The organism is Nostoc sp. C057, from assembly GCF_013393925.1.
Classification (GTDB): domain Bacteria; phylum Cyanobacteriota; class Cyanobacteriia; order Cyanobacteriales; family Nostocaceae; genus Nostoc; species Nostoc muscorum_A.
On sequence record NZ_CP040281.1, the window covers coordinates 1,462,367 to 1,487,907 of the forward strand.

The window sequence follows — 25,541 nt, forward strand, 5'->3', positions numbered from 1 at the left end:
CTAATAGCTGGGGTTGAGATTAAAGGCGACGAGGGGATGATTCTGGTTTCGGCGGAATATCTCACGTTAGGGGATTCTCAAACTGACCATCCCACTTGATGAATGTCCTCTGTGGATTTTGGGAAAGTATCTCACTCAATTTGGACTGTCTTAGGACTTACGCAAATTATCTCTCAAACTCTGATTTCTCTGTGCCCTCTGTGCCTCTGTGGTTCGTTATTCCGTAACTCGTGCGTAAGTACTATCGGTTTAATACTGAGGATGTCGCGTTTGCCAACCCGTATCACCAATGATTTCGGAATCTCTTGTCTAACGTTGAGTTTTTTGTTGATAAATTTGCGGCGCAAGAATCACTTGAATTTGCTTTTCTTGGCATCTTTGAGAAAAAACGCTAATTTGCTCAGATTCGTCTCCTTCAATTGACAAAGATCGTAAAAATCCTTGAAATCCTAAAAAAGCTAATTCGTAAATGGCTTTTTGACTAAAACCGCCTCCAAAATAGCCTGTGTGGGTATCAATACCTTGAGGATCTCTATTGTTAATAGACTTCCGAATAAATGCCAAGGTTAGGAGAATATAATTTCCAAAATTTATCGCTGGCTTTTGGATGGCAGAACTAACAATTCCGATCTTATCCATCCGATCATCTTTATAATCTGTACAGTCAAAATATGTAAATAAATCTGCGGGTTGTACCCACTCTTCTGACATTTTAGTTATCTCTTCAATTTTTCTATGTTCGCTACTAGAAAAACGGATTTCTAAATATTTATAAGGGTTGTCAAGTCTATAACCTTTGCCATAGTCTTGCTTTTGCAAATTAACAACTCCATATCTAGGTGCGTGACCCACTAAATCATTTTTATTGTTGAAATGCTTAACTGTTATATTACCAAGCCTGTATCCACTAATACGAGTTCGCGCTGGGAAACTAAAATAATTTGCGGCAGTAGAGGTAAATCGTAACGCTAAGTCTCCCTCATTACAAAATATATAAGCTTCTTCGCAGCGACGTAAAGATGAACGAAGAAAATTAGCACGTCCTGGGAAAATACTTTCTACAGGAATATCAGGTGCAACTAGCACAAGTCTGCCTAATCTAAATACATTACCAATATCCGAATCCGGTTTTTTATTAATAGATTTTACATCAAAAACATCAGAGAGAATACGAATTACATTTGTAACTACAAAACATCCCATACTATGACCAATAAAAGATAATTTAATCCGTTTATTTCGAGGCAGCTTTACCGTATAATCAAGCTGTCTAATCAATTCAACTAAATCTGTCACTCCGTAATTAGTCGCTCTATAAGTATCACGAAAATAAGTAGATAATCTAAGAATAATTAATGTAAAAATAATTGCAGATACAATGCCAGATAAAATTAACATCGCCGTGAAAAAATGGACAGCACTATTACTCAAAATATTTAGGAACAATAAAGCTATAGCAGACCATATACTAATTGTTAGTCCCAGAGCTAAATTGATAGCTAGTAAAGTTGGTAGAGAAGAAAGTGCGTTGATTAGCTTTTGACCAAAAGAACCAGACTCATCCGTTTTGGTGGGATTTTCTGATGGCCATCTATATCCAATAAAAATATACTTATTTGGTTGCTGAATAGACGTATTAATATATTCATAAATCTTTTTGCAGCCTGTCTCTGTATCCGATGGTGTAGAACTATATCCATGAATATTTATAATAATTTCTGGTTCCGGGCTTGATTCCAAAGTTTTAGCAATTTTCTCAATCATTTCTTGGGTTGAAGGTTCAGCTTGTCCATCATTGATATTAAAAAGCTTTTTATTAGCAACTAATGATAAATACCTATTAGAATTATGTTCTTCTGTTTCAACGTTCAGTTTGGCAGTACTAACTACTAAATAGCCAGGAATTTTTTCCTGATTAGTTTTTTTAAATTCATAAATTTTATACGGTTGATTGTCTGGCAGATTTTGATTATCACAATAGTTCATCAGGTATATTTCCTTTTACAATTTAGGTTAAGATATCGTAATCGCTTTTTGTTGATTTGAGTGGTGTACAATCACTAAACACTCATTTTTCACCCTAGAAAGCATATCGTTAAAAGCAGGAGTATAACAACCATCTTTATCAACAACCTTACGGAGAGTATACTCACCAGCCTTAGAAAGTCCGCCGAACCAAACGTTTTTTCTGTGCCAAATATCTCCATTAAGAGAATTTTTGTCTTGGGACATTGTACAACTTACAATCAATGTTGAAATTGGTATTCCCAGCAAAATAGGGATGATTTGAGCTTGTTGCAACGTTTCATCTTCAAATTGAATTTTATAAGTTACTTGAAACCATTGAATTAAACGTAGTAATATCCAACCCGCAATCGAGTTATGAAAAGTCCACTGTAACGGTGAAAAAATTGGTAAAATCAAAGTTCTATTCTGTGTGTCCCATTCCAAATTGTACATAGTAATGCAAGTATCTGGAAGGGGATTACCATCCATAAAGAACACGCCCTTCAGGATAGATGGTAAGTTTGTTTCTTTGATTGGAATCATCCAGGTTGCAATATTATCGAGTTGCTTTTTTTCAATTAATTCAGCCATACTGATTTTAATTCATAATGAGCTACGCCCCGCTACCGCTAACGTAATTCGTAATTATGCTCGTGCTGCTAAGAGAAAGTAAGCTAAGTGTAAAGTGTCGTGGACAAGACTTGCTAACGAAATTCGTAATTAATACACATCCAAAAATAACTTTACAAACATCCTCTAATTCAAAAGTTCCAACTCCTAACTTCATTACTCACAGTCGTTGAGTAAAACCTTGTATTACTAAATTATTAGGAGTAACGGCAGTCACTTTTTCAAAATCCCATTTGACTTCTGTAATTGAGTCCCATTGATAGTTCTGGAAGAGATGTAAACAAAAAATCTTGATAAAACCAATTGATAAGGATTTACCAGGACAAGCTCGCTCATGCCCTTCACCATTCCAAGATAAAATATCTGAAAAATTCCGTGTTAGGTCAAAATCATCTGGATTTTGGTATCTGTTGGTATCCCGATTAGCTGTAAGAATAGAGCCAAGCAAACGAGTACCTTTTTGGAATGGACATTTTTGTTCTCCAATCTCGACTTCGCCCCCTTCAGTAGTGAGTTGGCTAACAAATCGCACAGGTGGATAGAGACGAGCCGTTTCTAGAATCACTTGATTGAGAAGTGTTAACTGTTCTAGAGCGTCTGGGTCTAAAGTTTTCTTATCATTCCAGGCTGCATTAATTTCTGACACTACATCATTTCTGAGGGCATTATTCAAGCAGAGAACACCAATCACTGATCCTAAAAGCGCACTCGTGCCAGCAGTACCAGCGATATGAATCATATCGAAAAGGGTATTAGCAATTTGGTGTTCGTTCAATTGATACTGAGCGCCTGTTTCAAAGTAAGATGCCCATTTAGCTGATTGTTTATATCGCTTAGTTAAATATTGACGATGCCGAATTTTTGGCGCTGTTAATATTGCCAGCAGATACTTGTTAATAAAATTAGGCAAGGATGCGAGAGCCAAACCTTTAATGTAACTATCGGATGCTGTGATTTCTTCCTTAGATAAAGATATCTGAAAAACCAGTTGATGCAAAACTGATAGCATGATCTTTGGCAAATCGTTGCCGATGTGTAATTTGCCTTGTTTAGCAGCTTCTAACAAGCTTTGCTCAACTAGATTCCCTAAGAAGTCTATCTTTTGGGACGGTTCTGGTAATGCTTGTAAGATTACACTACGTAGTCCTGTGTGTTCGTTACCGTTCGTTCCCAAGCTCAGAGGATTATCGAGCAGGTAGCTAGGAGCTAATATTCTGATGATGCCTAAATCATTTCCTCGCAGTTGTGGTTGGGTTTGCATTAGTTCCCTCACCTGGGAGTGAGAGGAATGTATAATTGCTTGGTCTACTGCAAAATATTTGTCTCCAATATTGTCCTTACGAATGTAGAGAAAGTCCCGCCATGCTTTGAGTATGATTGAGGCATCTGTATAATAGAAAATCAAACGCAGAAACTTGCCGATCGCAGTGTCATAACCTACTTTGGCTAGTATCGGTGCAAGCCATAGCTGGCGATCGTGACCTTTGAGAACTTTATCTTTAAGTGTCATAGTATTTATTTTGAGTTATTTGTCATTGGTCATTGGTCATTAGTTATTTGTCCCTAATTCAGATATTGATGCTCTGAGGAATTTTAGAAGGAAGTAGATACTCATAGGGTGGACGGTGCAAATTACGTTGCTTGATGGTATTTTCTACTTGCTGAAGATTACTTTGGAATGCCTGCAACAATGGTTTTATTTTTTGGTCTGTAAAATATCCTTGCTGATATTCGCCCAGCTTGTTGTAATACACAGATCCCAACAAGCTGAGTAGGTTGTATTGCCGTTGTGCCTGATCTAAAGGGGGGAGCAAATTAAGGTAGTCTTGTTCAGTAACTTCTCTTTTAAGAGTTGAGGCTGGTAAATAACCTGCCATTGGTATAGCTGCGGCGTAGCCCATCAAATCTTTTTGCGGAAAGTTAACGGCTGCATGTTGGGCACTGGCAGTAAAAATAATCAGTGTAGTGGCATCAATCAGGTAATTTAGCGTTTTGATGCTTCCATCTTCGCCAAAATCAGGGATACGACCACCATCGTAAGCTGAGATTTCGGCTGCCCACGCTTGTAGGGCTGTGTCTTGATGAATGTCTTCATCGGTGGTGTAGTAAAGGTTCAGGTAGTCCCAAACCCATTGATGAATAGCATCCCATACTAATAATGCGTCATCCCGGTAAGGATAAACAGGCAAGAGATTTGGATCATCTACACCGCGCTGTTGGAATTGCTTAGGTAAGATGGCGCTGTTAAAACCATAGCTTTGCAACCCTAGCACTGCTAAAACGCGAGAGTTATCGATTGATGATGAGAGTAATCTATCGACACCACCACCTGGAGCTATGAGAATCCGTTGGGCGGCATCGTTAATTGCTAAGGTGCTATCAAAATGCGGGCGCAGCAGGATTCTGAGGGGATGGGTGAGTGGCAGTTGTCGAGCAGTGGCGATCGCAAAAACAACAACTAAAAGATGAGTTCTTGCTAGGTGAGTAACAGCTTCGTGGATATTGGCATCTGCTATTTGGACAACTGTTTTGGCAAAAAGCCAAGCGTATTTACCGGAGTTAGGGGTAACAATTGGATAATCTGGGCCTGGGGTTTGACCGCATTGAATGGCTATCGGACGCAATAGACGGGTGGGGTCTGAACCTTTGGGTAAGGCAAACAGTGCTAAGGGAGCATAGAGATATTTTTGCTCGTGTGGGAATGTACCGTTGATCGCACCATCTAAAATTTTATAGTCAGCTAAGTAGAGCCTGCCTTCAAGCCCGGCTGCTGCTAATGAATCGTCAGTTCCCATCACCGCTTGGTAATGTTCGTCTGTGACTGGGAAGCGATCGCTTAGAGTAGTTACTCGCTCAATCATTACGGGATTGTAGCCAGCGACTCTCATGTACGCAAATACTTCATCTTCTTGGTAAGTTTTAGCGATGCCTGGTAGACTAATCACCGGAAACAAATTTTCGTAGTCCTTGAGACTGGTTGCATGTCCTGTAGGCTGTCCTTCATATAGAAGGTTAATTATCCTATTTAGAGCATCTCTAAGGATCACAAGTCCGTTTTCTTTCAGAATAGAATGAAAAAGCTCGTCGAGTTCTCTAAAATCCTTAGATATTCCTTTGAGCAAAAGCTGAGGGATAATTTGCAGGATTCTTGCCAGGATGCTGATTCGGGCTGGTACTGCTCCCTTAAGCAAGGCTTCTAAAATAAATCTTTCGACATCATCACGAATCGATTTAGAATCTTGATTGCCTCTGTTGACAATCAAGGTATTGATAAAAATAACTCGTAACTGCTGGGCTAATAAAAAATACCAGTTAGTGGTGAACTCTTCCGTAATAGAAAGCTGATCCACCATCGCAATAGATGGAATATGGTTGTAGTTATATTGATACTCTTGCCTAGCTATATCTAAAGTATGAGTACTTGATGAACTGATTGAATGATCTGGTGATAAAGCAGTCATTGGCTCTACTCATGTGTAGTACTGGAAAATTTAACACTTGAGGATAAACAGGTTTGAGTTACTAACTTTCGGCCAAAGGAACAGGCAACAGTGAAGATTTTTGGTTAGATGCGGATCTTGTTCGCTCGACCTTTCATCGGGTCAGAAGCCCCGTCCCAATGACACGATTGTGTTGGACGGGTTAACAGTACCCTTCCAACTCCTGCCCTATTCTCTATTGCCTTTACCTAAACTTATTATCGCAATCAAGTTTGAAATTTTGATTTTTCTAAAGAAATTTTCTGGAATTTCTCAACTTCTGAGCCACACGCTAAATGTTTCGAAATTTTGCAAGGAATATTTAGCACTACAAATGATACTTGCCAAGATTTAGAAACAATTCTCTAATAACACTTTCGGACTAAGGCACTGTGTTGGAGTTGACATTTTAACTACTGAAACAACATCAGGAAGACGACTATTAGATTCTTCTGCTTCCTATGTCTCCAATTTTTCCTTTACTTACACAGTGATGGAATATTCTTTTCTCTTACCCTCTCTTATCAAAAATCTATCTCTACTTGACAGCTTTTCTCCTTCAACAGTTAGAAGCAGCGAATTTTGCTCCCATGCAAAGCTAGCTATCAGGGCAAGTTCTCATACTGTGGCAAAAGGATTAATTTGTGGATATTAACAGACGAGATTTACTGAAGCTAGTTTCTGCTTCTGGTTTAGGTGGAGCTGGGGTATTTGCTTTACAAGGTTTCACTAAACAGGTTTTAGCGCAAAATCAGCCTACCCCACTCCAGATAAAAAAAGGTGAAATGCTCTACAGGCAACTAGGACGCACCGGAGAACAAGTATCTGTAATTGGTCTAGGTGGTCATCATATTGGTAGACCAAAAGATGAGCAAGAGGGTATTAATCTGATCCATACTGCCCTCGATCGCGGGATTAATTTTATGGATAATAGCTGGGATTACCATAACGGAGGTAGCGAAATTCGTATGGGTAAAGCTCTGCAAAATGGTTATCGTCAAAAAGCTTTTCTGATGACTAAAATTGACGGTCGCACAAAGGCGGCCGCTACTAAACAAATTGATGAATCTTTAAAACGTTTGCAAACAGACCACATTGATTTATTGCAGCATCATGAAGTCATTCGTATGGAAGACCCAGACCGGATTTTTGCCCCTGGTGGTGCGATGGAAGCAGTTGTGGAAGCCCAAAAAGCTGGCAAGATTCGCTACATAGGCTTTACTGGACACAAAGACCCTTTAGTACACCTGAGAATGTTGGAAGTTGCCAATCAGAACAACTTCCGTTTTGATGCAGTGCAGATGCCGTTAAATGTTATGGATGCCCATTTCCGCAGTTTTGAGAGGCAAGTTTTACCCAGATTGGTTCAGGACGGAATTGCTGTACTGGGGATGAAATCAATGGGAGACCAAAACATCCTCAAAAGCAATGTGGTCAAGCCTATCGAATGTCTGCATTACGCGATGAATCTGCCAACTTCAACGGTGATTACAGGCATTGAAAGTATGCCCATCTTAAACCAGGCTTTCGAGGCAGTACGTACTTTTACACCTATGAGCCAGGAACAAGTTAAAGCATTACTGAATCGGACTCGCCAAGCTGCTCTTAAAGGTCAGTATGAACTGTTTAAAACCACTAGCCAATTTGATAGTACAGCCAAAAATCCTGAGTGGTTAGGATAAGTTTTAACCAAACGGATCTTGGGTTTAAGACCCCCACTCAATCAAACGCGGGCTTTGGTAATACGACTATTTAAAAAAGCCGCAGCAGATTGTTGTACCCAATTGGTTAAGACATGAATGGCACGTTTGTTAATCGCAAAACCCTGATATAACTTGCTTTTTGAGTGTGGGGAGTGTGGGGAGTGTGGGGGTAAGACTTCTTCCCCGTCCTCCCACACCTCCCACACCTCCCACACCCTGCCCTGACGAGCTTTCAGCTTTTCTTAGTGCCATTCGGTTAAGACATCTAAGCATTCATACCGCCATCAACATCAAGTGTTGCACCGGTGATGAAAGCCGCGTCAGGACTAGCGAGAAAAGCGACCGCAGCTGCAACTTCCTCTGGCTTACCGTAGCGGTTGAGCGCTGTGGCTGCTTTTTGGATTACCGCAAAATCACTATCAGATGGGTTCATATCAGTTTCAATTGGGCCTGGCTGTACAACGTTAACTGTGATCGCCCTCGATCCCAGGTCACGTGCCCATCCGCGTGTGTAGCCAGCGATCGCAGATTTAGTTGCTGAATAATCGGAGATTCCTGGCCAAAGCGAATGGGTTCCAACACAGGAGCCGATGGAGATGATCCGTCCACCTTCAGTCATGAGTGGTGCAGCCGCGCGGACGGCAGCCACTACGCCACCAACATTGATCGCAAACTGCCGTTCTAAGGATGCAATATCGCTTGCAGGATCGCCAACTACACCAAGGACAAATACACCAGCGTTGTTCACGAGAATATCGAGACGACCAAAGCGTTCGGCGACCATCTTAACCAAATTCCCCACCTGGAGAGGATCGGCTTGGTCGGCTTTGAAGGCGGCGGCCCTAACGCCTTTTTCTTCGAGTTCCCGGACAACGATCGCGGCCGTTTCGGACGAGTTGGCGTAACTGATGGCAATGTCTGCGCCGTCTTCAGCCAGACGTTTAGCGATCGCAGCACCAATACCCCGTGAACCACCTGTAATGAGGGCAACTTTACCTGTGAGTTTCTTAATATTGCTATTCATGATTTTTGCTCCTTTGTCGTTGAACCTGTCACCTCAGTTATTTGACAATCGGGTAATTTTGTCAAGATTTTGACAAAGCTATCAATAAATCAGCAATAATAACCAAGCCTGATGTGTTTTACCCAAATTTGAAAAATCGCAATGCGTATTTGCTGATGATCGTTCACTTCAGTACAAATCTGTATTTGTGGCTCTTAGATTGATGCAAGTAGGTAAATTCGCCAGTTATTTAGCATAACTAGACTTAGACTATTACGTAAATAAACGAACTGTACACACTGTCAGAGAAAGTTTATAGTCATTGCGTGGTGCTAAAGATTAGCGAGGCTAATCTTTATTTAATTAGCATTTTAAGAGTTAACTTGACTTGAATTCTGGGAACTATCATAGTAACTACCAAAATTTATTAAAAAACAACATTCAGACAAGTATTAATGTTTAAATTAATTGCTCACATCCCTGACTATAGTATTACAAGTTTAATTTATGAAGCTGCTGCCACAGTAATTTATCGAGCATACTCCAAGGCTAACGGACACTCAGTTGTTATCAAACTGCTCAAAGCAGAGTATCCCAGTATCAAAGAGATTGCCCAACTCAAGCACGAATACGAAATCATCCAAAATCTGAATATTGCAGGTGTAATTAAAGCCCATGAATTAATCAGTTATGACAACGGCTACAATAATGGTCTAGCACTGGTTTTAGAAGACTTTGGTGGAGAAAGCTTAAAACATCAGATATCTAGGACAGGGATTGAAATTACAAAATTTCTTAATATTGCCAATCAAATTACTGAAACATTGGGAGAGTTACATACCCATCACATTATCCATAAGGATATTAAGCCCGAAAACATTCTTTATAACCCCAATACCGAAAAAATAAAACTGATTGATTTCAGCATCGCTTCGCTGTTATCCAAAGAAAGTCCAGAAATTACTAGCCTCAACCTTCTAGAAGGAACACTGGCTTATATGTCGCCAGAGCAAACCGGACGTATCAACCGAACCTTAGATTATCGGACAGATTTTTACTCATTAGGTGTCAGTTTCTACGAAATGCTGACTGGTCAGCTTCCCTTCCCCAATGCTCAAGACTCAATGGAGTTGGTGCATTGTCACATTGCGAAAATTCCTGTAGCTCCGCACGAGATTAATCCTAATGTACCATTGGGAATCTCTGCGATCGCTATGAAACTTCTAAGCAAAACTGCTGAAGACCGTTACCAGAGTGCTTATGGGTTAAAGGCTGACCTAGAACAAGCAGCAATACAACTACAAACAAAAGGCAGCATTGACCTTTTTAGCTTAGGTCAGCAGGATTTTTCGCATCAATTCCAAATAGCTCAAAAACTTTATGGTCGAGAAGTAGAAGTGGCAGCTTTAATGGCTGCATTCGATCAAGTTAGTCTTGGTTCCAGCGAAGTTGTGTTGGTAGGAGGATACTCAGGTATCGGCAAATCCTCACTAGTTAACGAAGTTCACAAACCGATTGTGCGGCAACGAGGTTACTTTATTGGTGGCAAATTTGACCAACTCAAGCGAGATATTCCTTATGCTTCTTTGATTCAAGCATTTCGAGAATTGATGCGACAACTATTAGCTGAAAGCCAAGCCAGAGTTGAGGTTTGGAAAAATAAATTACTACAAGCATTGGGAGCTAATGGTCAAGTTATTATTGATGTCATCCCGGAAGTAGAACTGATTATTGGGCAGCAAGCGCCTGTACCGCAATTGGGGGTTGCTGAGTCTCAAAACCGTTTTAATCGGGTATTTAAGCAATTTATCCATGCCTTTACTGCTGCTGTTCATCCCTTAGTACTGTTTTTAGATGACCTCCAATGGGCAGATGCTGCCTCTGTGAAGCTGGTGGAAAATTTGATGACTGACCCAGAAAGTCAGTATTTATTGCTAATTGGGGCGTACCGAGATAACGAAGTTAGTCCCACTCATCCACTGATGCTAATGCTAGAGGCAATTCGAGCATTTGGAGCAACCGTTGAAGAGTTACTTTTGAAGCCATTAGCAACATCTCATATTACTCAACTACTTAGTGACACGTTCAACTGCGAATCATCTCAGGCAGAACCTCTAGCTGATTTGCTATTTCAAAAAACCCAAGGTAATCCCTTTTTCTTGACTCAGTTACTAAAAGTATTGCATCAAGATAATCTCTTGACATTTGATTATCGTTTAGGCTTATGGAAGTGGGATCTCAAGAAAATTCAAGAACAAGCCATTACCGATAATGTAGTCGATTTAATGGTGAATAAAATTCAGAGATTGTCATCACCAACGCAACAAGTTTTACAATTAGCTGCTTGTGTTGGAAACCGTTTTAATTTAGAAATGCTAGCTGTAGTCAACGAAAAATCTCCATCAGCAACAGCAATTGATTTATGGTCAGCTTTGCAGGCGGGATTAATTTTACCTTTAAGCGATACTTACAAAATTCCTCAGTTGTTGAATCAGTCAGAATTAGCAACATACTGTGATAAGGCGGTACAAGTTGATTATAAGTTTTTGCACGATCGCGTTCAGCAAGCTGCCTATTCTTTAATTCCAACCGACCAGCAAAAACAAGTACACCTGAAGGTAGGAAAATTACTATTACACAATACTGAAAAAGCCCAGTTGGAAGAGCATCTTTTTGAGATCGTCAACCACCTCAATGCTGGCAGTTCATTGATTGTGGAACCAGCAGAAAGATATGAACTGTCAGAATTAAATCTGAAAGCAGGGCAGCGAGCAAAATCATCTTCGGCGTTTGTAACTGCGCTCAAATTGCTAGAAACAGGGATGAATTCTCTACCTGTAAATAGCTGGGAAGATAAATATTTACTGACATTAACTTTATATTTACAAGTTGGAGAAGCAGAATTTTTAAATGGTAACTATGAAAAAGCCTTGCTGATTTTTGAGCAGACTTTCAACAAGGTTCAAACTACTCTTGATATGTGCCGAGTAAATGAATATCGGATTATGTGTTATCGCATGGAGAATGATTTAAACTCCGCATATAAAATTGGGTTAAACACCTTGGAACTTTTAGGTTTTGAGTTTGCAGCTTATCCCGATGATGCATATCTATTAGAAAAACTCAATCAAACAAAAAAAGTTATTGGCGATCGCTCAACTTTTAGTCTCGCAGAATTACCACAAATGCAAGACGAAGAGAAGCTAATAGCTCAACGCATCTTAAAAGAAGTTTGGCCCATTGCCTACTTTTTAGGATCTAAAGCGTTGCATATTACATCAATGAATATAACTCAACTTTCAGTTCAGTATGGCAACTCAAGAATTTCTGTATTTGGTTACATGCTGTATTCTTTCAACTTAGTATTTGAATATGGTGAGGTAGATTCAGGTTATGAATTTGGTGAATTATCTCTGCGTTTGCATGAGATTTTAAGAACGAAGGAATTGGAAGCGAATATTTTGAATATGTGGGGAGGTTTAATCTGCCACTACAAAGACCATATTAGCCAGGGTAAGCCTTATTTATTAAAAGGATTTAATAGTGGTTTAGAAACAGGTTCTTATCAATGGTCTGGTTATTGTTCAGTTAATTTTTTATGGCAATGCTTATTTGGCAATGAATCTTTAGAAAAAACCGCAGAAGTAGCCAAAGATTTTATTCCTAGCCTCCGCAAGATTGACAAAAATATGTTGAACTACCATCTGCTGGCGATGGAAGCGATCGCTAACTTGACTAAGCCAGCAGGCAAGATTGACGAACTTGTTGGCACTTGGGCAGATGAACGGCAAGTGCTAGAGTTTGCGTTAGCATCTTCGGATATGTTGAGTGCATTTGTGGTTTACATCTATAAACTGGCAATCTGTAACTGGTATGGAGAGTATACCAAAGCTGTTGAGTATGCAGAGAATGCCGAAAAATTTGTTGCGGGAGCGCGAGGAATTTTTATTAATCCTGTTTTCTATTTTCACCAAAGTATTGCCTTAGCAGGGGCTTATGCGGAGGTAGATATCGCAACTCAAGTCATTTATCTGCATAAACTAAATGCCAACTTAGAAAAATTCCAGCAATGGGCAATGCACTGCCCAACCAATTATCAACACAAGTTTCTGCTGATTCAAGCTGAAATTGCTCGGATTTCTAAACAAGATTATCAGGCAATGGAGCTGTACGATTTAGCGATCGCTTCTGCTGCCGAAAACGGTTATTTACAAAATGAAGCCTTAGCAAACGAACTCGCATTTCGATTTTACTTGGACAAGGATAGAATAAACTTTGCCAAAGTTTATTTTAAAGAAGCCCGCTATCGCTATCTCAAATGGGAAGCTACGGGTAAAGTTCGGCAACTGGATGAACAATACTCCCAACTTTTTAGAGATCCAGCCGGGGAGGTAAATGGGCGTAGTACGGCTACAAAGCAGATTCGGGATATTTCTGAAGCTAAAACCCAAACTTTAGATTTAAGCACAGCAATTAAAGCGTCTCAAGCACTCTCAAGCGAGATGGAGTTAAATCCTCTGCTGGAGAAAATGATGACGATCGCGATCGAGAATGCTGGTGCCCAAATGGGTTATCTACTTGTAAAACGAGAGAACCAGTGGGTGATTGAAGCCGAAGGAAGCATTGATCGAGATGAGGTGACAGTGCGATCGTCTAGTCTGTTTCAAGTAAAGCATAAGCTACCAGTTTTGCTGATTAACTATGTTGAAAGAACAAAAGAAAATTTGGTTTTAGACGATGCTAGCCACACAGAGCGTTTTGTAAGTGACAACTATATTGTTGCCAATCAACCCAAATCAATTTTGTGTTTGCCTTTCTCTCATCAGGGTAAGCTAACTGGAGTTCTTTACCTGGAAAATAACCTCACTACTGGAGTCTTTACCGCAGATCGATTAGAAGTATTAAACTTATTAACTTCGCAAGTTTCCATCTCTATAGAAAATGCTCGGCTCTACACAAATTTGCACATATACTCCCAGGAGTTAGAAATTTCGGAAACACAAGCGCGTGAGAAAGCAAAGCAGCTAGAACACACGCTTGATGAATTGAAGCTTACCCAGTCTCAGATGGTGCAAAGCGAAAAAATGTCTAGCCTAGGGCAGTTAGTGGCAGGTGTTGCTCACGAAATTAATAACCCAGTCAGCTTTATCTACGGCAACCTGACTTACGTAAATAATTATGTCAAAGACTTGATGAGTGTAGTACAACTTTATCAGCAACAAAACCAGAATTTACCACCTCAAGTTCAAAATGAAATAGATGAAATAGACTTAGATTTTTTGATGGAAGACTTACCGAAGCTGTTAGCTTCCATGCAAGTGGGAACCGATCGCATTCGTCAAATTGTATTATCTTTACGAAACTTTTCCCGCCTAGACGAAGCTGATGTTAAAGCCGTTAATATCCATGAGGGCATTGATAGTACCCTAATGATTTTGCAAAATCGGCTCAAACCCCAACCAGATTCTCCCGGAATTCAGGTAATACAGGAATATGGCAACCTGCCACCTGTAGAGTGCTACCCTGGACAACTGAATCAGGTATTTATGAACCTGCTCGCAAATGCGATCGACTCTTTAGAGGAATTTAACGAACATCGGACTTATGCCGATATCGCACTTCAGCCAAGTATCATTACAATTCGTACTACTGTTGAAGGCGATTTCGCCGTCATTCGCATTGCTGACAATGGTTCTGGTATCAGTGAAAATGTGCGATCGCAACTCTTCACACCCTTTTTTACTACCAAAGCTGTTGGTAAAGGCACTGGTTTAGGGCTATCTATTAGTTACCAAATTGTGACTAAAAAGCATCGAGGACAGTTAGAATGTGTATCCCTTTTAGGACAAGGGGCTGAATTTATTGTTTCTATCCCCCTTCAGGCAAGGCTAGTACCGCAAGGCGGAATTAAAAATTAAAAATGAATACAGCGTAAGCATTTCATTGATTTAGAATGGGTGGTTTATTTCCGCCGTGTTGTACTTGAAGCAAGAAGGCTTATTTAATCGTTCGATTGAACATCTATTCTAGTTTCAACTCCTACTGGCTCTATCAGGTTTTCTTCAGGTGTAAACTCATCAATAAGCGTAATTATGACTGCTGCCGCAGGCACTGCAAGCAGCACACCAATAAATCCAAATAGCTTACCCATTACCAAAAATGTCACAATCACCATTACTGGATGGATATTAACTTGCTGACCCATCACCAAAGGCTGAACAACATGGGCATCTATTTGATTCATTAAAAAGAAAAGTATCAACACAAATACTAGTTTTAGCGGTGAAATACTCAATGCTACTAATGCTGGTAAAAAAGCACCAATGATCGAACCAAAGTAAGGAATTATTTCAAATAATCCTGCAATAATACCAAATGGTAGAGCTGACGGAATCCCCAAAATAAAAAGTCCAAATGTTGCTCCAGCACCCAGAAATATCATCGCTATTCCTGTCCCAAAAATCCAGCCTCGCAATCTTGTCTCGCAAGCCTTAAGGATTCGTTTAAACCGTTGATGATGTCGCCTTGGTACTAATCTTAAAATCCCTTTCACTAAGGAATTAGGATCGTAAGCCATGTAAAGCGCTAAAATTAACGTCGCTACCAACTCAACGGTTAAATTTAAAGCTTCACCTAAGAAAACGGGTACTCCTCCTAGTAACTGGTTGGTTAAATTTTGTAATTGTATTAGTGCTTGGGAAATGTCAGGAATAAAAGTGAATTTCTGACGCAGTTGCTCAACATCTCCTGTCAATCTATTGAGATAAGTTGGTAATGTTTTGATTAATTTCTGAGATTCAAATGTCACACTAGGTAGAACTACAGTAGCTAATACCACAACAAATCCGATGATTAATCCAATTAGTAGCAAAACAGCAATATCCTGTGATTTGACTAACTTTTGCAAAAACCTTAATAGCGTTCTTAAAATTAAAGCAATCAATGCTGCAACAACTAAAAGTTCTAATACTGGTAAAAGTTGATATAAAATGTAGAGTGCTGCTGCTAACATTACTGCCAATGGCGCACCACGAGTTAACTGCGACCATCCATTCTCTGTATCTCTGAGATTTGTCATTACTATCACTTATTCTTCTGTTTTAATTTTCCAAATTTAGTGCCTGGGATAGCACAGAATTTTTCTTTTTAAAGGTAGCTGTAAGCCTGATCGCCACAAGTATAGTTTTTCTCTCCTGTTTGTGACCATATAGTCAAGTCAGTTTTAATTCGCTCAGATATTTTACTCCCTAGCTTTACTTTTATTCTATTTATCCTCAGAGAGGTCTAGACATTCAAGTCATCTTTCTTGAGAAGGAAGTTTAACTATTTTGTGCGTCTGTATGAAAAAGATGATTTCTCAATTTACCTAATAGTAGTTTGTTCCTTTGACGAATCCAACGGGCTGAATCTCAAAATTATCGCCTCTAGGAAAGGCGACTTTTTAACACAGCAAAATCCGGTGGCAGATGCGATCGCTTTCATACAACGAGTTAATTTTTGCTTTGTGCCTTTTGCAGCAAATATTGACGCTTCTTCTATTGTCAAGGCAGTGAGTGCGATCGCTCTTTAGACAACTTGCTTAGGTATCAACCAAGGGTATTGGATAAATGCAGGATGAATCAGTTACTTTTAACCTGCTATATTCGGTTTCCTCAGTTAAAAGGCATTGAAGGAATAAACTCTGAGCTTGAGAGGTAGATAAATGTTCTATGAATGACTCTCAAATACACAGTTGTTATCTTTCACTAGGAAGACGCGATGCCTACGGCGGGCTGCGCCTACGCACAACTGCTTCCGTAGGATGGTAAAAGTTGAAAGATTGTAATCGGCTTTGATCTGGTTGTCACAGCTACCGGCTCTAGCATTAATGAAGCGGCTGGTGCTTTTGAAGAACTAGGTGCCAAGGTTGAAACCGTACAGGCGGATCTCGCCACATACAATGGAGTCGAAACCCTCTATAACCAAATTCAAGCTATTGGAAGACCAGTGGAAGCGATCGCCATTAATGCCGGAGTTGTGTTCAGTTAAGGGCTACTGGTAAAAATTTTGGGTTTTTGAGACGCGATAAATCGTCGTCTCTACAAGTGTTTTGGTCTTATCTGAACTGTATTGAGTTAAAATCGACTAAAATTGAGCAGTTAATACTTTGTAATGAATCCCTACGCTATCCTTAATCAGACCAAACTTCAGCGTGTTAGTGATGGCATAACCCGACCTCTACTAGAAAATTGCGAGACTGCCTCACATATCCTTATTTTAGTCTGGCCACAACTTGGGGATTTTGATAGTCTTGAATATGCGTGGTGGTTACAGCGCGAAGCTAAAAAATTGCCTCCTGAAAAACTCGCTATTCGTGCAGTCGGAATTGGCGATCGCGCTTCTGGAACAAAATTCTGCGAATATACAGGATTTCCAGCCGAAAATTTATTTGTTGAACCTAATGCAGAACTACATCAACAACTCAAACTTTATTCAGGTCTAAATCTCCCTATCCCTGGAATTTCCCCTACTCAGAAAGCTTGGCTAAATCTACTGTTTATGTGTGCAGGGTTTGGAAGTCCTGGAACGCTAAGAGAAGTTTTTCGGGGATACAGAGGCGATCGTCAAGCCCCTCAACTCATTGAAGATGATGAAATTATTCAAGGTACTCCTCTACCTGCGTTTCAAGGCTCGTTTTTCCAATTAGCTGGAGGAATTGGGTTTCAACGTCCCTTTGAATTAGCTACTCTACGGCTACGGAATATGGTGGAAGTTCTGAGAAATTGGCATACTTATGTACCTAATTCTGCCTACTTAACTCAGCGTGGTGGAACTTTTCTGTTTGATACCCAAGGTCAGTTACTTTACGAACATCGAGATCCAGGAATTTTGGGCTTTGCTGCTAATATGAGTCAGCCCCTATCATTTTTATCCCTTATCGAAACAGATAGCTTTACCTCAATTCATAATTCATAATTCATAATTGCTATTTCAATAATATCTAACCTAACAAAGTTGTGAAATTGAACGATTTTGTGTGCATTTGCCCCATAACAGATGTACATCATCTGGTTGCCTGTTGTAGTTAACTATCTTCATATTTCATACAAGTACTTTTATTACTTTTGCTCTCTTCAAGTTTGTGAAGTATGAACTATATGGTTACTCAATTTAAGTATTAAATAAAATCATTACCAATAGTTTAGGAAAAGCAAAGACGTGAACCGTTTCAAAAAGCTATCCTCAATTGTGTTCTTGCTATTAGCTTTTATTTATCCATCTGGTTTGGCTGAAGCCAAGGATAACACTCTCAATAATGTTCTTAATGAACAGGCTCTTGACGCACAGACAAAATTAGTTGGAGAGCAAAGTGAAGAGCTTTTGTTAGCTCACCGACGGACTCGACGACGTTATCATAGACGGCAACGAACTGGAAAATATTATTATCAACGCCAGAGGAATCGACGACATTATTATAGACGACGCTATCGCTCTGTAAATTATCATGGGCAACCATATCGTCATGGAGAATGGGAACTTGTGCGCGATCGTCATGGACGATTAATATATGATTGGCAGCGTTAATAGTAAACTTTACAGCCAATTTTGCCAGAGAATCTTTATGTGTAAATCCTAACTTAAGCAGACTTGTTCGAGACAAAATAGTGAGTATTGCCCATGTATATTTTTAGTCATTAATTGTTCCATCAGGCATGACTGCACCACGCAGATTTGCACCCGTCAGATTTGTACTACTCATTTCTGCTCTGATCAAATTTGCCTTACTTAAATTAGCACCAGTCAAGTCTGTCCTGGCAAGATAGGCATCAACCAAGTCTGTTTCTGTGAGGTTAGCCTGACGCAGGTTAGCCCGACTTAAATCAACTCTATTTAGCCTTGCAAAACTTAGGTTTACTCCACTCATCTGACATCTAGTCAGTTTAGCATCTGCCATAATTGCACCATACAAATTAACACCTGTAAGTTCGGCATCAATGAGGTTTGAACGTTCCAATCTAGCGTTCATCAGGTTAGCACCTTTCAAATTAGCACCCCCGATGTTAGTATCTGCCAGAGATGCATTATGCAAAATCGCTTCACTCAAATTGGCATCACTCAAATCGGCATAACGTAGCGTTGCCTCACTCAAGTTAGCACCACTCAAATCAACTTTAGATAAGTCTACACCAGTTAAATCAGCGCCCCGCAGGTCAGCCTTATGAAGATTAGCACCCCGTAGACTAGCAGAGTACATTCTCTTTTCTTCTCGCAGGTTAGCCCCACGCAGGCACGCACCAGTTAAATTTGCACCACTCAAATCTGCACCACGTAAATCGGCATTCATCAAGTTAGTATCTAACATATATGCCAAAGTTAAATTTGCATTACGCAAATCAGCACCCTGCAAAGTTGCACCATGTAAATTAGCATCATGCAAGTTGGCGCTGATTAAACTTGCCTGATTTAGGTTCGCACCACTTAGCTTTGTACAAACTAGGTTTGCGTGATTCAGAATTCCCCGACTTAGATAGCTAAAAATTAGGATGGCATTACCCAAATCTGCTTTATTTAAAGCTATGCCAATCAAGTCTGCACCAAACAAATTTATTCCATTTAAGTTGGCCTCAATAAATTTTGTTTCTCCATTCTCATAGCGCTTTAGAAGTTCATTGGCATCCATGTTTTTTCCTATCAATTACCACAAATATTTAAATTTTTCTCGGATTAACAATAATCAAAAATTACCATTATTCTTTGGGAGGAGGTGCTAGAAATTGACAGGTATTACCATCATCATTGAGTCCAATTCGATGATAAGGATTAACTGGTGTTTTCGTTTCTGGAGATGAATCGTTGTTAAACGGGTTATATCCATTGGCGCTGGGTGATATATCGCCATATAAAGCTCGCATAGATTGGATAATTGCACTAGCTGCTTGAATATTTTCATCCGGCTTCCCTAGAGATATAACAGCACTATTTAATTTAGATTCAAGCTCTCTAAGAGTTGGACAGATATTAAATAATTTCAGCAATAAATCATCAAGTTTTTGAGTCTTGAGTTTCAACCAGTCTTCTTCATTGAAAGTAAATTTTTTGTCAAGTGCGGAAAATAGAACTATTTTAGCCCTAAGTGGGTTAGTATACTTCATAATATTTTGTCGTAAATCAAACTGATTATATTGATATTTGATTTGACTGTTTGGAGATTTATATATAGAATCTAATGATATTGGTTCCTCGTTTCGAGGTTGATTTAAAAATATTCCTGTTGATTCTTCTTGATGAGGTTTATTTAAAAATATTCCTGTTGGTTCTTCAGGCGTTATATATAGCTTCTGCATTTGATGAAAAATAACATTGGCGATTATGGCGTATTCAGCTTGTTTGTTAAGAGTTTTTACAACTTCAGATAAACTATAATTTAAGTTGTTGGTAGTAGGATTCAATCTAAATAATTCTTGAATTAATTCTTGTAATTTAAACCTATCTAGCGTCTCTTCATCATTCTCCCAAATATTTTTACAAGCTGAGTATATTAATTTTTTAATCCGTTTAGAGTTTTCATGCTGTTCTAAATGTTTCGTTACTGCATCGAGACTAGATATAGTTTTCATCGGCAAATCTCCAGCACAAGTATTAAATAGGAACAAATGATAAAGTTAACCTTTTCAACGTAACTCGTAAAATCTTTTTCTCGGAACATTGTCTGTGTCAAAAGTGGCTTATAAGTTATTTATTTAACCGCAGAGGCACAGCAGAAAGTCTGAGAGCAGGCATCAGATTTTCTAAAATAGAAAAGAGATTTAGAGAGGAATTCACTTTTGATAATTTCTACTCACTTTGAAAGGGCTGGTCTTATGTTATACCCTTTTTATCTAGCTTGTGTAGTCATGTCGAAGCACTTTGCCTAGGGTTGGCACAAGGTAAGGATGCCTACAGTTTCAAGGCAATCCCAAGTACTACCGCATCCATTGACGACATCCGCAATTGCCGAAAGCCTTGCTGATATGGGCTATTGGAGTTATGAGTGGCGTGTTGGTGGTAAATCTGGTGCGAAGTCGCAGAAATTGCCTGAAAAAATGCGAATCATCTAGCTCAAACTCTAAATTGGCTGTTTTAGTAGGTAGCTGCTGATATTGTCGCTATTTTAAGTACAAGCTCCGGTTGTATAAATATTCTAATTATTTGAGCCAGGTTCCCATAGCTTACACTGACTTGTTATATTACAGCTAATAGTTATGTGTTACTTAGATTAGTATTGGTTGACAAGTTGTTGGACATATTGCTTGGATGAGCCATAGCTTACGATCGCTACATCAAGATCAGCATACTTGTAAAGGTTCAAGGCACGTTGGATTGCTCCAATAATCCAATCGGTTTCGTTGCCAAATGCTCCACCACCGAGAAGCGTAAGAAACAATCTGTTGTTTCCATTTCTGATTGAATTCAAGATTGCAGTACAAATAGTTGCCTCATAGGATGCCTCTAAAACGAGGCGTGCAAATTCCGTCCAAAGATTTGAGGAATGACGAGAGTAGTTAACTGGCAAGGCAGAGCAATAGGCTTGTGATATCGTATGCTTGCAATCATTGAGCGTTACTTGCGTACTCCATTGAATGCCGATTCGTAACAACTCTCGCAATCCATCAAGTTCAGTCTCGCTTGCGGCTCGAAGTCGATTTGAAATCTCAACCAAACCGTTATGTGATGCCAAAGCATAACCGTTTCTCATTTCCCAAAGACGGTTTTTGGAATTTCCCAATGCTACTCCCATATCTGCAAGACAATCGATTTGGTTTGTTGTTGATTGTCCGGTCTGCCCATTTACAGTTGCAAAGTAGTTTCGATAAATTGTTCCTGCACCAGCCGCGATCGCACAGGCTGGCCCCTGGGTAGGATCATTCTCATAAATCCCCACACCACTCTCAGGCGTTACATTTGGAGATACCATTTCAAGCAGATTGAATTGGGAAGCTACTTGAAAAAGCGAATCAGCATTCGATTCATTTATGTGCAAATGCTGGACGTTGGCAACTATTTCGCGTACCGATATTTTCCCAACCTGATATCCACTCGCATGGACACGTTCTCTGAGTTCGGCTAAAGACGGTGTTTCCAACTGACCGCAAACCATTACTTTCCCATTCACATGAGATTTCAATACCTTACCGTCAACAGTGATATTCTGCCAAACCTGCTGTGGGGACTCTTCAGGAAAACCGGTCAATGTTTCAAACCACGTCATTGGATGAAATCAAACGACATACATAACTATTTATTGTACGGAAAGTTTTCGTATAATTTTTTTCTTTTTGAAGGACTTGCCAAACGTGATAGACTTCCCCAGCGATCGCTCTTATGACTAATATCCACACAGGACTGCACCAAACAATCTACTAAATGCGACACGCCCTTTTTCAAAAAAGAAAGCTCTTGTCCGGCGGAATAACTGTTGAGTGTTGACTTTCAAGTAGCCGTACTAGGCGTTTGAGGAACTGGCTTGATTAAGAAGGTCAATAGCATCTTGGTCGAGCTTTATATTGACAGCTTTGATGATATCGTTGAGTTGCTCAACCTTTGTTGCACTAACAATAGGAGCAGTAATGCTGGGATTAGCAATGAGCCACGCCAGAGAAACTTGGGTGGGAGTAGAATTATAAGTCGTTGCCACCCGATCAATTGCCTCTAGAATTCGCAAGCCACGAGGGTTCAAATATCTTTTTACAGAATTACCACGAAGACTAATAGACAAATCTTTCTCTGAGCGATATTTACCAGAGAGAAAGCCGCTGCATAGAGAGGAATAGTTAATCACACCAATTTCCTGTTCTTGGGAAATTTGTTGTAAATCCTGTTCATAATCATCTCGATCATACAAGTTATAACGGGGCTGAAGGCTTTCGTAGCGAGGATAGCCATGCTGACGGCTAATTTCTAATGCCTGCCCCAAACGCTCTGCACTATAGTTTGAAGCACCAATCGCACGTACTTTTCCCTGACGAGTCAATTCTGCGTAGGTTTCAAGAGTTTCTTCAAGTGGAGTGTTTTCATCGTCGATATGCGATTGATATAGATCGATGTAATCGGTTTGTAACCTCTGCAACGAGTCTTCCACAGCTTGTTGAATGTGTTTACGAGAAAGCCCTTGGCCTCTAACACCCATATCGTTGCCAACCTTAGTTGCAATCACCACTTGATCGCGATGACCGCGCTGCTTGAGCCATTTTCCTAAAATTGTCTCAGACTCTCCACCTTGATTTCCTGGAACCCACTTGGAATAGACATCAGCTGTGTCAATAAAATTACCTCCAGCCTCTATGAAACTATCTAAAATCTCAAATGAACTATTTTCATCAATAGTCCAGCCAAATACGTTACCACCAAAAGATATTGGTGATACTTCTAGTTCTGAACGTCCAAGTTTACGCCTTTGTGTAATGACCATGAGTTTTTTCTTCAGACAGTTTTAGAATTACTATGTGCTAACTTAAATTAAAAATACAGTATGCTATTAAAACTACGATAAATCCATTAATAAACCGTAGTTTAAAAGATAAACGTAGGTTATCACGGAAAATCATTTCAAATCAAGTCTTCTTATCGTTGAGCGTTCTTCAGCATACTTGTTCTGGATGTTACCACTTACTTGGTCTGCATTAACAGTGTTGGCAATATAGCAATCCTAGCCAATACTTGTTGGATTTTTGGGGAAAGGGGAAAAACCTTATATATCAAGTCTTACACTCCTTTTCCTGTTACGCTTTTCTCTTTATCCGAGCAGTATTGCAATTCTACTTATTAAACATCTAAGGAATGGGGATTCAGTCCAATCCCGGACAGTAGCCCATCGTAGACATCGCTCAATCACGTTACAATAATTAATTGTTACTAATTAAACGGTAATTTACTTATGAGTCAACTTGAAAATATTCAAGCTGAGTATGAAAAATTTACTGAAGAATTTGAGAGTGTAATCATTAGCACCGTGAACGCCCAAGCAATACCCAATGCTAGTTATGCTCCCTTTGTAATGGATAATTCCAAAAACATCTATATTTATGTCAGTGGTCTTTCAATTCATACCAAAAATATCTATACCAATCCTCATGTAAGTGTCTTATTTATCGAGGATGAAGCCAAGAGTAATCTAATTTTTGCCCGTCGTCGTTTGAGTTTTGATTGTACGGCAACTTTGATAGAGCGTGAAACTGACAAATGGAATCAAATTGTTGAGCAATTTCAAGGGCGATTTGGTGAAATTATCGAGGTTTTGCGCGGCTTGTCTGACTTTCGGATTTTTCAGCTAACTCCTAGTGAAGGGCGTTTTGTAGTTGGTTTTGGGGCAGCCTATCATATTAGTGGCGAGAACCTCCATCAACTTGTTCAGATCGCAGGAGATAGTAATCAAAAGTGAGAATAAATTATGAATTAGTTTGACTGTATAAAAATTAAATATGAAATAGCTGATACAAATTTTTTATGAAGCTGCATAGAATTCGATCCCTCCTAGCCCACGCCAGTCTCTCCACTACAGCGCTTCGCGCATCCTGCGGCGGGGGAGACCCCAAGACCGCGCTGGCTCCCCTTAATAAGGGAGGAACCGGAAAAACATCTATCAAAGTCCCCCTTTTTAAGGGGGATTTAGGGGGATCAAGATATGTGCAACTTCACATTAAATTGGTATTAGGACACAAAAATTTTACTTACTCTGATATTTATCAGTAAGCTTGAATTTATACCTTTTAATTTTGCCTTAGGGTAAAGTGCCATTAAACTATACTTTTTAATTTTATGCTTCAGTTTCAACCTCCTGGCTTTGGACATAAACTTATCCATACATCCTTGGGGGCAATGGTTTACTATACCCAAACTAATACACCTTGGGCGTTCGGTGATACTGAAGATTTACCTCCACTACTGTTTCTCCATAACTTTGGTGGTGGGGCATCTGCGTATGAATGGTCTAAAGTTTACCCGGCTTTTGCTTCTAAGTACCACATTTTAGCTCCCGATCTAATCGGCTGGGGAGAATCGGCTCATCCAGTCCGAGATTATAAAATTAGGGATTATCTCAGCACGATCGCAGAGTTTATCATCGAAACTTGTCGTCAGCCAGTGACAGTGGTAGCCTCTTCTCTAACAGCCGCTTTTGCTATCCGCCTAGCTATTGTTCAACCCAATTTATTCAAAGCACTGTTTTTGGTTTCCCCATCTGGATTTGATGATTTTGGGCAGGGTGCTGGACGCAGACTTCCGCTTTCGGTAATCAATACGCCTCTGTTGGACAATTTTATTTATATGCTTGGTGCTGAAAATGAAATTGCAGTCCGAAATTTTTTACAAAGTTTTCTGTTTGCTAAGTCAGAACGAGTATCTCAAGAAATAGTGGATGCTTATTTAACCTCTGCACAACAACCTAATGCCAAATTTTCCGCCTTGGCATTTTTACGGGGCGATCTTTACTTTGATCTGAGTTTATATATTCAGCAACTGACAATTCCCACTGTGATGTTTTGGGGAGAGAAGGCACAATTTACCAATATCAAACTAGGACAACGCTTGGCAAATTTAAATCAAAGGGCAATTCAAGATTTTTATGCGATCGCAGATGCAGGAATATTACCTCATTTAGAAATACCAGAAGTTGTCATTGGTCTATTGCAACGATATCTTCGGTAACTGGGGATTGGGGACTGGGGAAGACGAGGGGGATGAGGGAGACAAATGACAAATGAC

At 39.7% G+C, this 25,541-nt stretch carries 19 protein-coding genes; 8 read left to right on the forward strand and 11 right to left on the reverse strand.

The features are described from left to right. Positions 1 to 309 precede the first annotated feature (309 nt). From FD724_RS06275 to FD724_RS06290, 4 genes are all read right to left on the reverse strand, one after another. Complete coding sequence (locus tag FD724_RS06275; RefSeq protein WP_179071958.1) at positions 310 to 1,986, reverse strand: alpha/beta hydrolase; 1,677 nt, start codon at positions 1,984 to 1,986, stop codon at positions 310 to 312. Between the two features lie 27 nt (positions 1,987 to 2,013). After that, positions 2,014 to 2,598 (reverse strand): hypothetical protein, encoded by a 585-nt coding sequence (locus tag FD724_RS06280; RefSeq protein WP_179071959.1) that lies wholly within the window; start codon positions 2,596 to 2,598, stop codon positions 2,014 to 2,016. 199 nt (positions 2,599 to 2,797) lie between these two features. Beyond that, the gene (locus FD724_RS06285; protein WP_179071960.1) at positions 2,798 to 4,147 is read right to left on the reverse strand and encodes a cytochrome P450; all 1,350 of its coding nucleotides are present in this window, start codon (positions 4,145 to 4,147) and stop codon (positions 2,798 to 2,800) included. A gap of 58 nt (positions 4,148 to 4,205) precedes the next feature. Beyond that, entirely contained in the window at positions 4,206 to 6,098 is a 1,893-nt protein-coding gene (locus FD724_RS06290; protein ID WP_179071961.1) for a lipoxygenase family protein, read from the reverse strand. A gap of 662 nt (positions 6,099 to 6,760) precedes the next feature. Here FD724_RS06290 and FD724_RS06295 point away from each other — a divergent pair. Then, positions 6,761 to 7,798, forward strand: a complete 1,038-nt coding sequence (locus FD724_RS06295) for an aldo/keto reductase (RefSeq protein WP_114085828.1) — start codon at positions 6,761 to 6,763, stop codon at positions 7,796 to 7,798. Positions 7,799 to 7,927: 129 nt separating this feature from the next. Here FD724_RS06295 and FD724_RS06300 read toward each other — a convergent pair whose 3' ends face one another. Next, positions 7,928 to 8,071 carry a hypothetical protein gene (locus tag FD724_RS06300; RefSeq protein WP_179071962.1) on the reverse strand — a complete coding sequence of 48 codons (144 nt, stop codon included), beginning with the start codon at positions 8,069 to 8,071 and terminating at the stop codon, positions 7,928 to 7,930. 13 nt (positions 8,072 to 8,084) lie between these two features. Then, positions 8,085 to 8,843 carry an SDR family NAD(P)-dependent oxidoreductase gene (locus tag FD724_RS06305; RefSeq protein ID WP_179071963.1) on the reverse strand — a complete coding sequence of 253 codons (759 nt, stop codon included), beginning with the start codon at positions 8,841 to 8,843 and terminating at the stop codon, positions 8,085 to 8,087. 434 nt (positions 8,844 to 9,277) lie between these two features. Here FD724_RS06305 and FD724_RS06310 point away from each other — a divergent pair, with 434 nt between their 5' ends. After that, a complete protein-coding gene (locus FD724_RS06310; protein WP_179071964.1) occupies positions 9,278 to 14,740 on the forward strand; it encodes an ATP-binding sensor histidine kinase in 5,463 nt (1,820 codons plus the stop codon). Positions 14,741 to 14,823: 83 nt separating this feature from the next. Here the strand turns inward: FD724_RS06310 and FD724_RS06315 are convergent, their stop codons facing one another. Continuing rightward, a complete protein-coding gene (locus tag FD724_RS06315) occupies positions 14,824 to 15,900 on the reverse strand; it encodes an AI-2E family transporter (protein WP_179071965.1) in 1,077 nt (358 codons plus the stop codon). Positions 15,901 to 16,152: 252 nt separating this feature from the next. Here FD724_RS06315 and FD724_RS06320 point away from each other — a divergent pair, with 252 nt between their 5' ends. The 3 genes from FD724_RS06320 (at position 16,153) to FD724_RS06330 (ending at position 18,386) form a co-directional block, all read left to right on the forward strand. Beyond that, on the forward strand, positions 16,153 to 16,392 hold the full coding sequence (locus FD724_RS06320) for a hypothetical protein (RefSeq protein WP_179071966.1): 240 nt from the start codon (positions 16,153 to 16,155) through the stop codon (positions 16,390 to 16,392). Between the two features lie 581 nt (positions 16,393 to 16,973). Beyond that, the gene (locus FD724_RS06325) at positions 16,974 to 17,777 is read left to right on the forward strand and encodes a peroxiredoxin-like family protein (RefSeq protein WP_179071967.1); all 804 of its coding nucleotides are present in this window, start codon (positions 16,974 to 16,976) and stop codon (positions 17,775 to 17,777) included. Between the two features lie 243 nt (positions 17,778 to 18,020). After that, on the forward strand, positions 18,021 to 18,386 hold the full coding sequence (locus tag FD724_RS06330) for a hypothetical protein (RefSeq protein ID WP_179071968.1): 366 nt from the start codon (positions 18,021 to 18,023) through the stop codon (positions 18,384 to 18,386). Between the two features lie 103 nt (positions 18,387 to 18,489). Here FD724_RS06330 and FD724_RS06335 read toward each other — a convergent pair whose 3' ends face one another. Both FD724_RS06335 and FD724_RS06340 read right to left on the reverse strand, forming a co-directional pair. Next, positions 18,490 to 19,482: a pentapeptide repeat-containing protein gene (locus tag FD724_RS06335; RefSeq protein WP_114085823.1), complete on the reverse strand. Its 993-nt coding sequence runs from the start codon at positions 19,480 to 19,482 to the stop codon at positions 18,490 to 18,492. A 67-nt stretch (positions 19,483 to 19,549) separates the two neighbouring features. Continuing rightward, on the reverse strand, positions 19,550 to 20,419 hold the full coding sequence (locus FD724_RS06340; protein WP_179071969.1) for a hypothetical protein: 870 nt from the start codon (positions 20,417 to 20,419) through the stop codon (positions 19,550 to 19,552). Between the two features lie 315 nt (positions 20,420 to 20,734). Between FD724_RS06340 and FD724_RS06345 the strand changes: the two genes are divergently transcribed. Next, positions 20,735 to 20,899, forward strand: coding sequence for a hypothetical protein (locus FD724_RS06345; protein ID WP_179071970.1), 165 nt, complete (start codon positions 20,735 to 20,737; stop codon positions 20,897 to 20,899). Between the two features lie 158 nt (positions 20,900 to 21,057). Here the strand turns inward: FD724_RS06345 and FD724_RS06350 are convergent, their stop codons facing one another. Both FD724_RS06350 and FD724_RS06355 read right to left on the reverse strand, forming a co-directional pair. Then, positions 21,058 to 22,050 carry a hypothetical protein gene (locus FD724_RS06350; RefSeq protein ID WP_179071971.1) on the reverse strand — a complete coding sequence of 331 codons (993 nt, stop codon included), beginning with the start codon at positions 22,048 to 22,050 and terminating at the stop codon, positions 21,058 to 21,060. Positions 22,051 to 22,284: 234 nt separating this feature from the next. Further along, the gene (locus FD724_RS06355) at positions 22,285 to 23,250 is read right to left on the reverse strand and encodes an aldo/keto reductase (RefSeq protein ID WP_179071972.1); all 966 of its coding nucleotides are present in this window, start codon (positions 23,248 to 23,250) and stop codon (positions 22,285 to 22,287) included. A gap of 465 nt (positions 23,251 to 23,715) precedes the next feature. Here FD724_RS06355 and FD724_RS06360 point away from each other — a divergent pair, with 465 nt between their 5' ends. Then, entirely contained in the window at positions 23,716 to 24,219 is a 504-nt protein-coding gene (locus FD724_RS06360; RefSeq protein ID WP_179071973.1) for a HugZ family protein, read from the forward strand. A 377-nt stretch (positions 24,220 to 24,596) separates the two neighbouring features. Further along, positions 24,597 to 25,484: an alpha/beta fold hydrolase gene (locus tag FD724_RS06365; protein ID WP_179071974.1), complete on the forward strand. Its 888-nt coding sequence runs from the start codon at positions 24,597 to 24,599 to the stop codon at positions 25,482 to 25,484. The last annotated feature ends 57 nt before the right edge of the window (positions 25,485 to 25,541 follow it).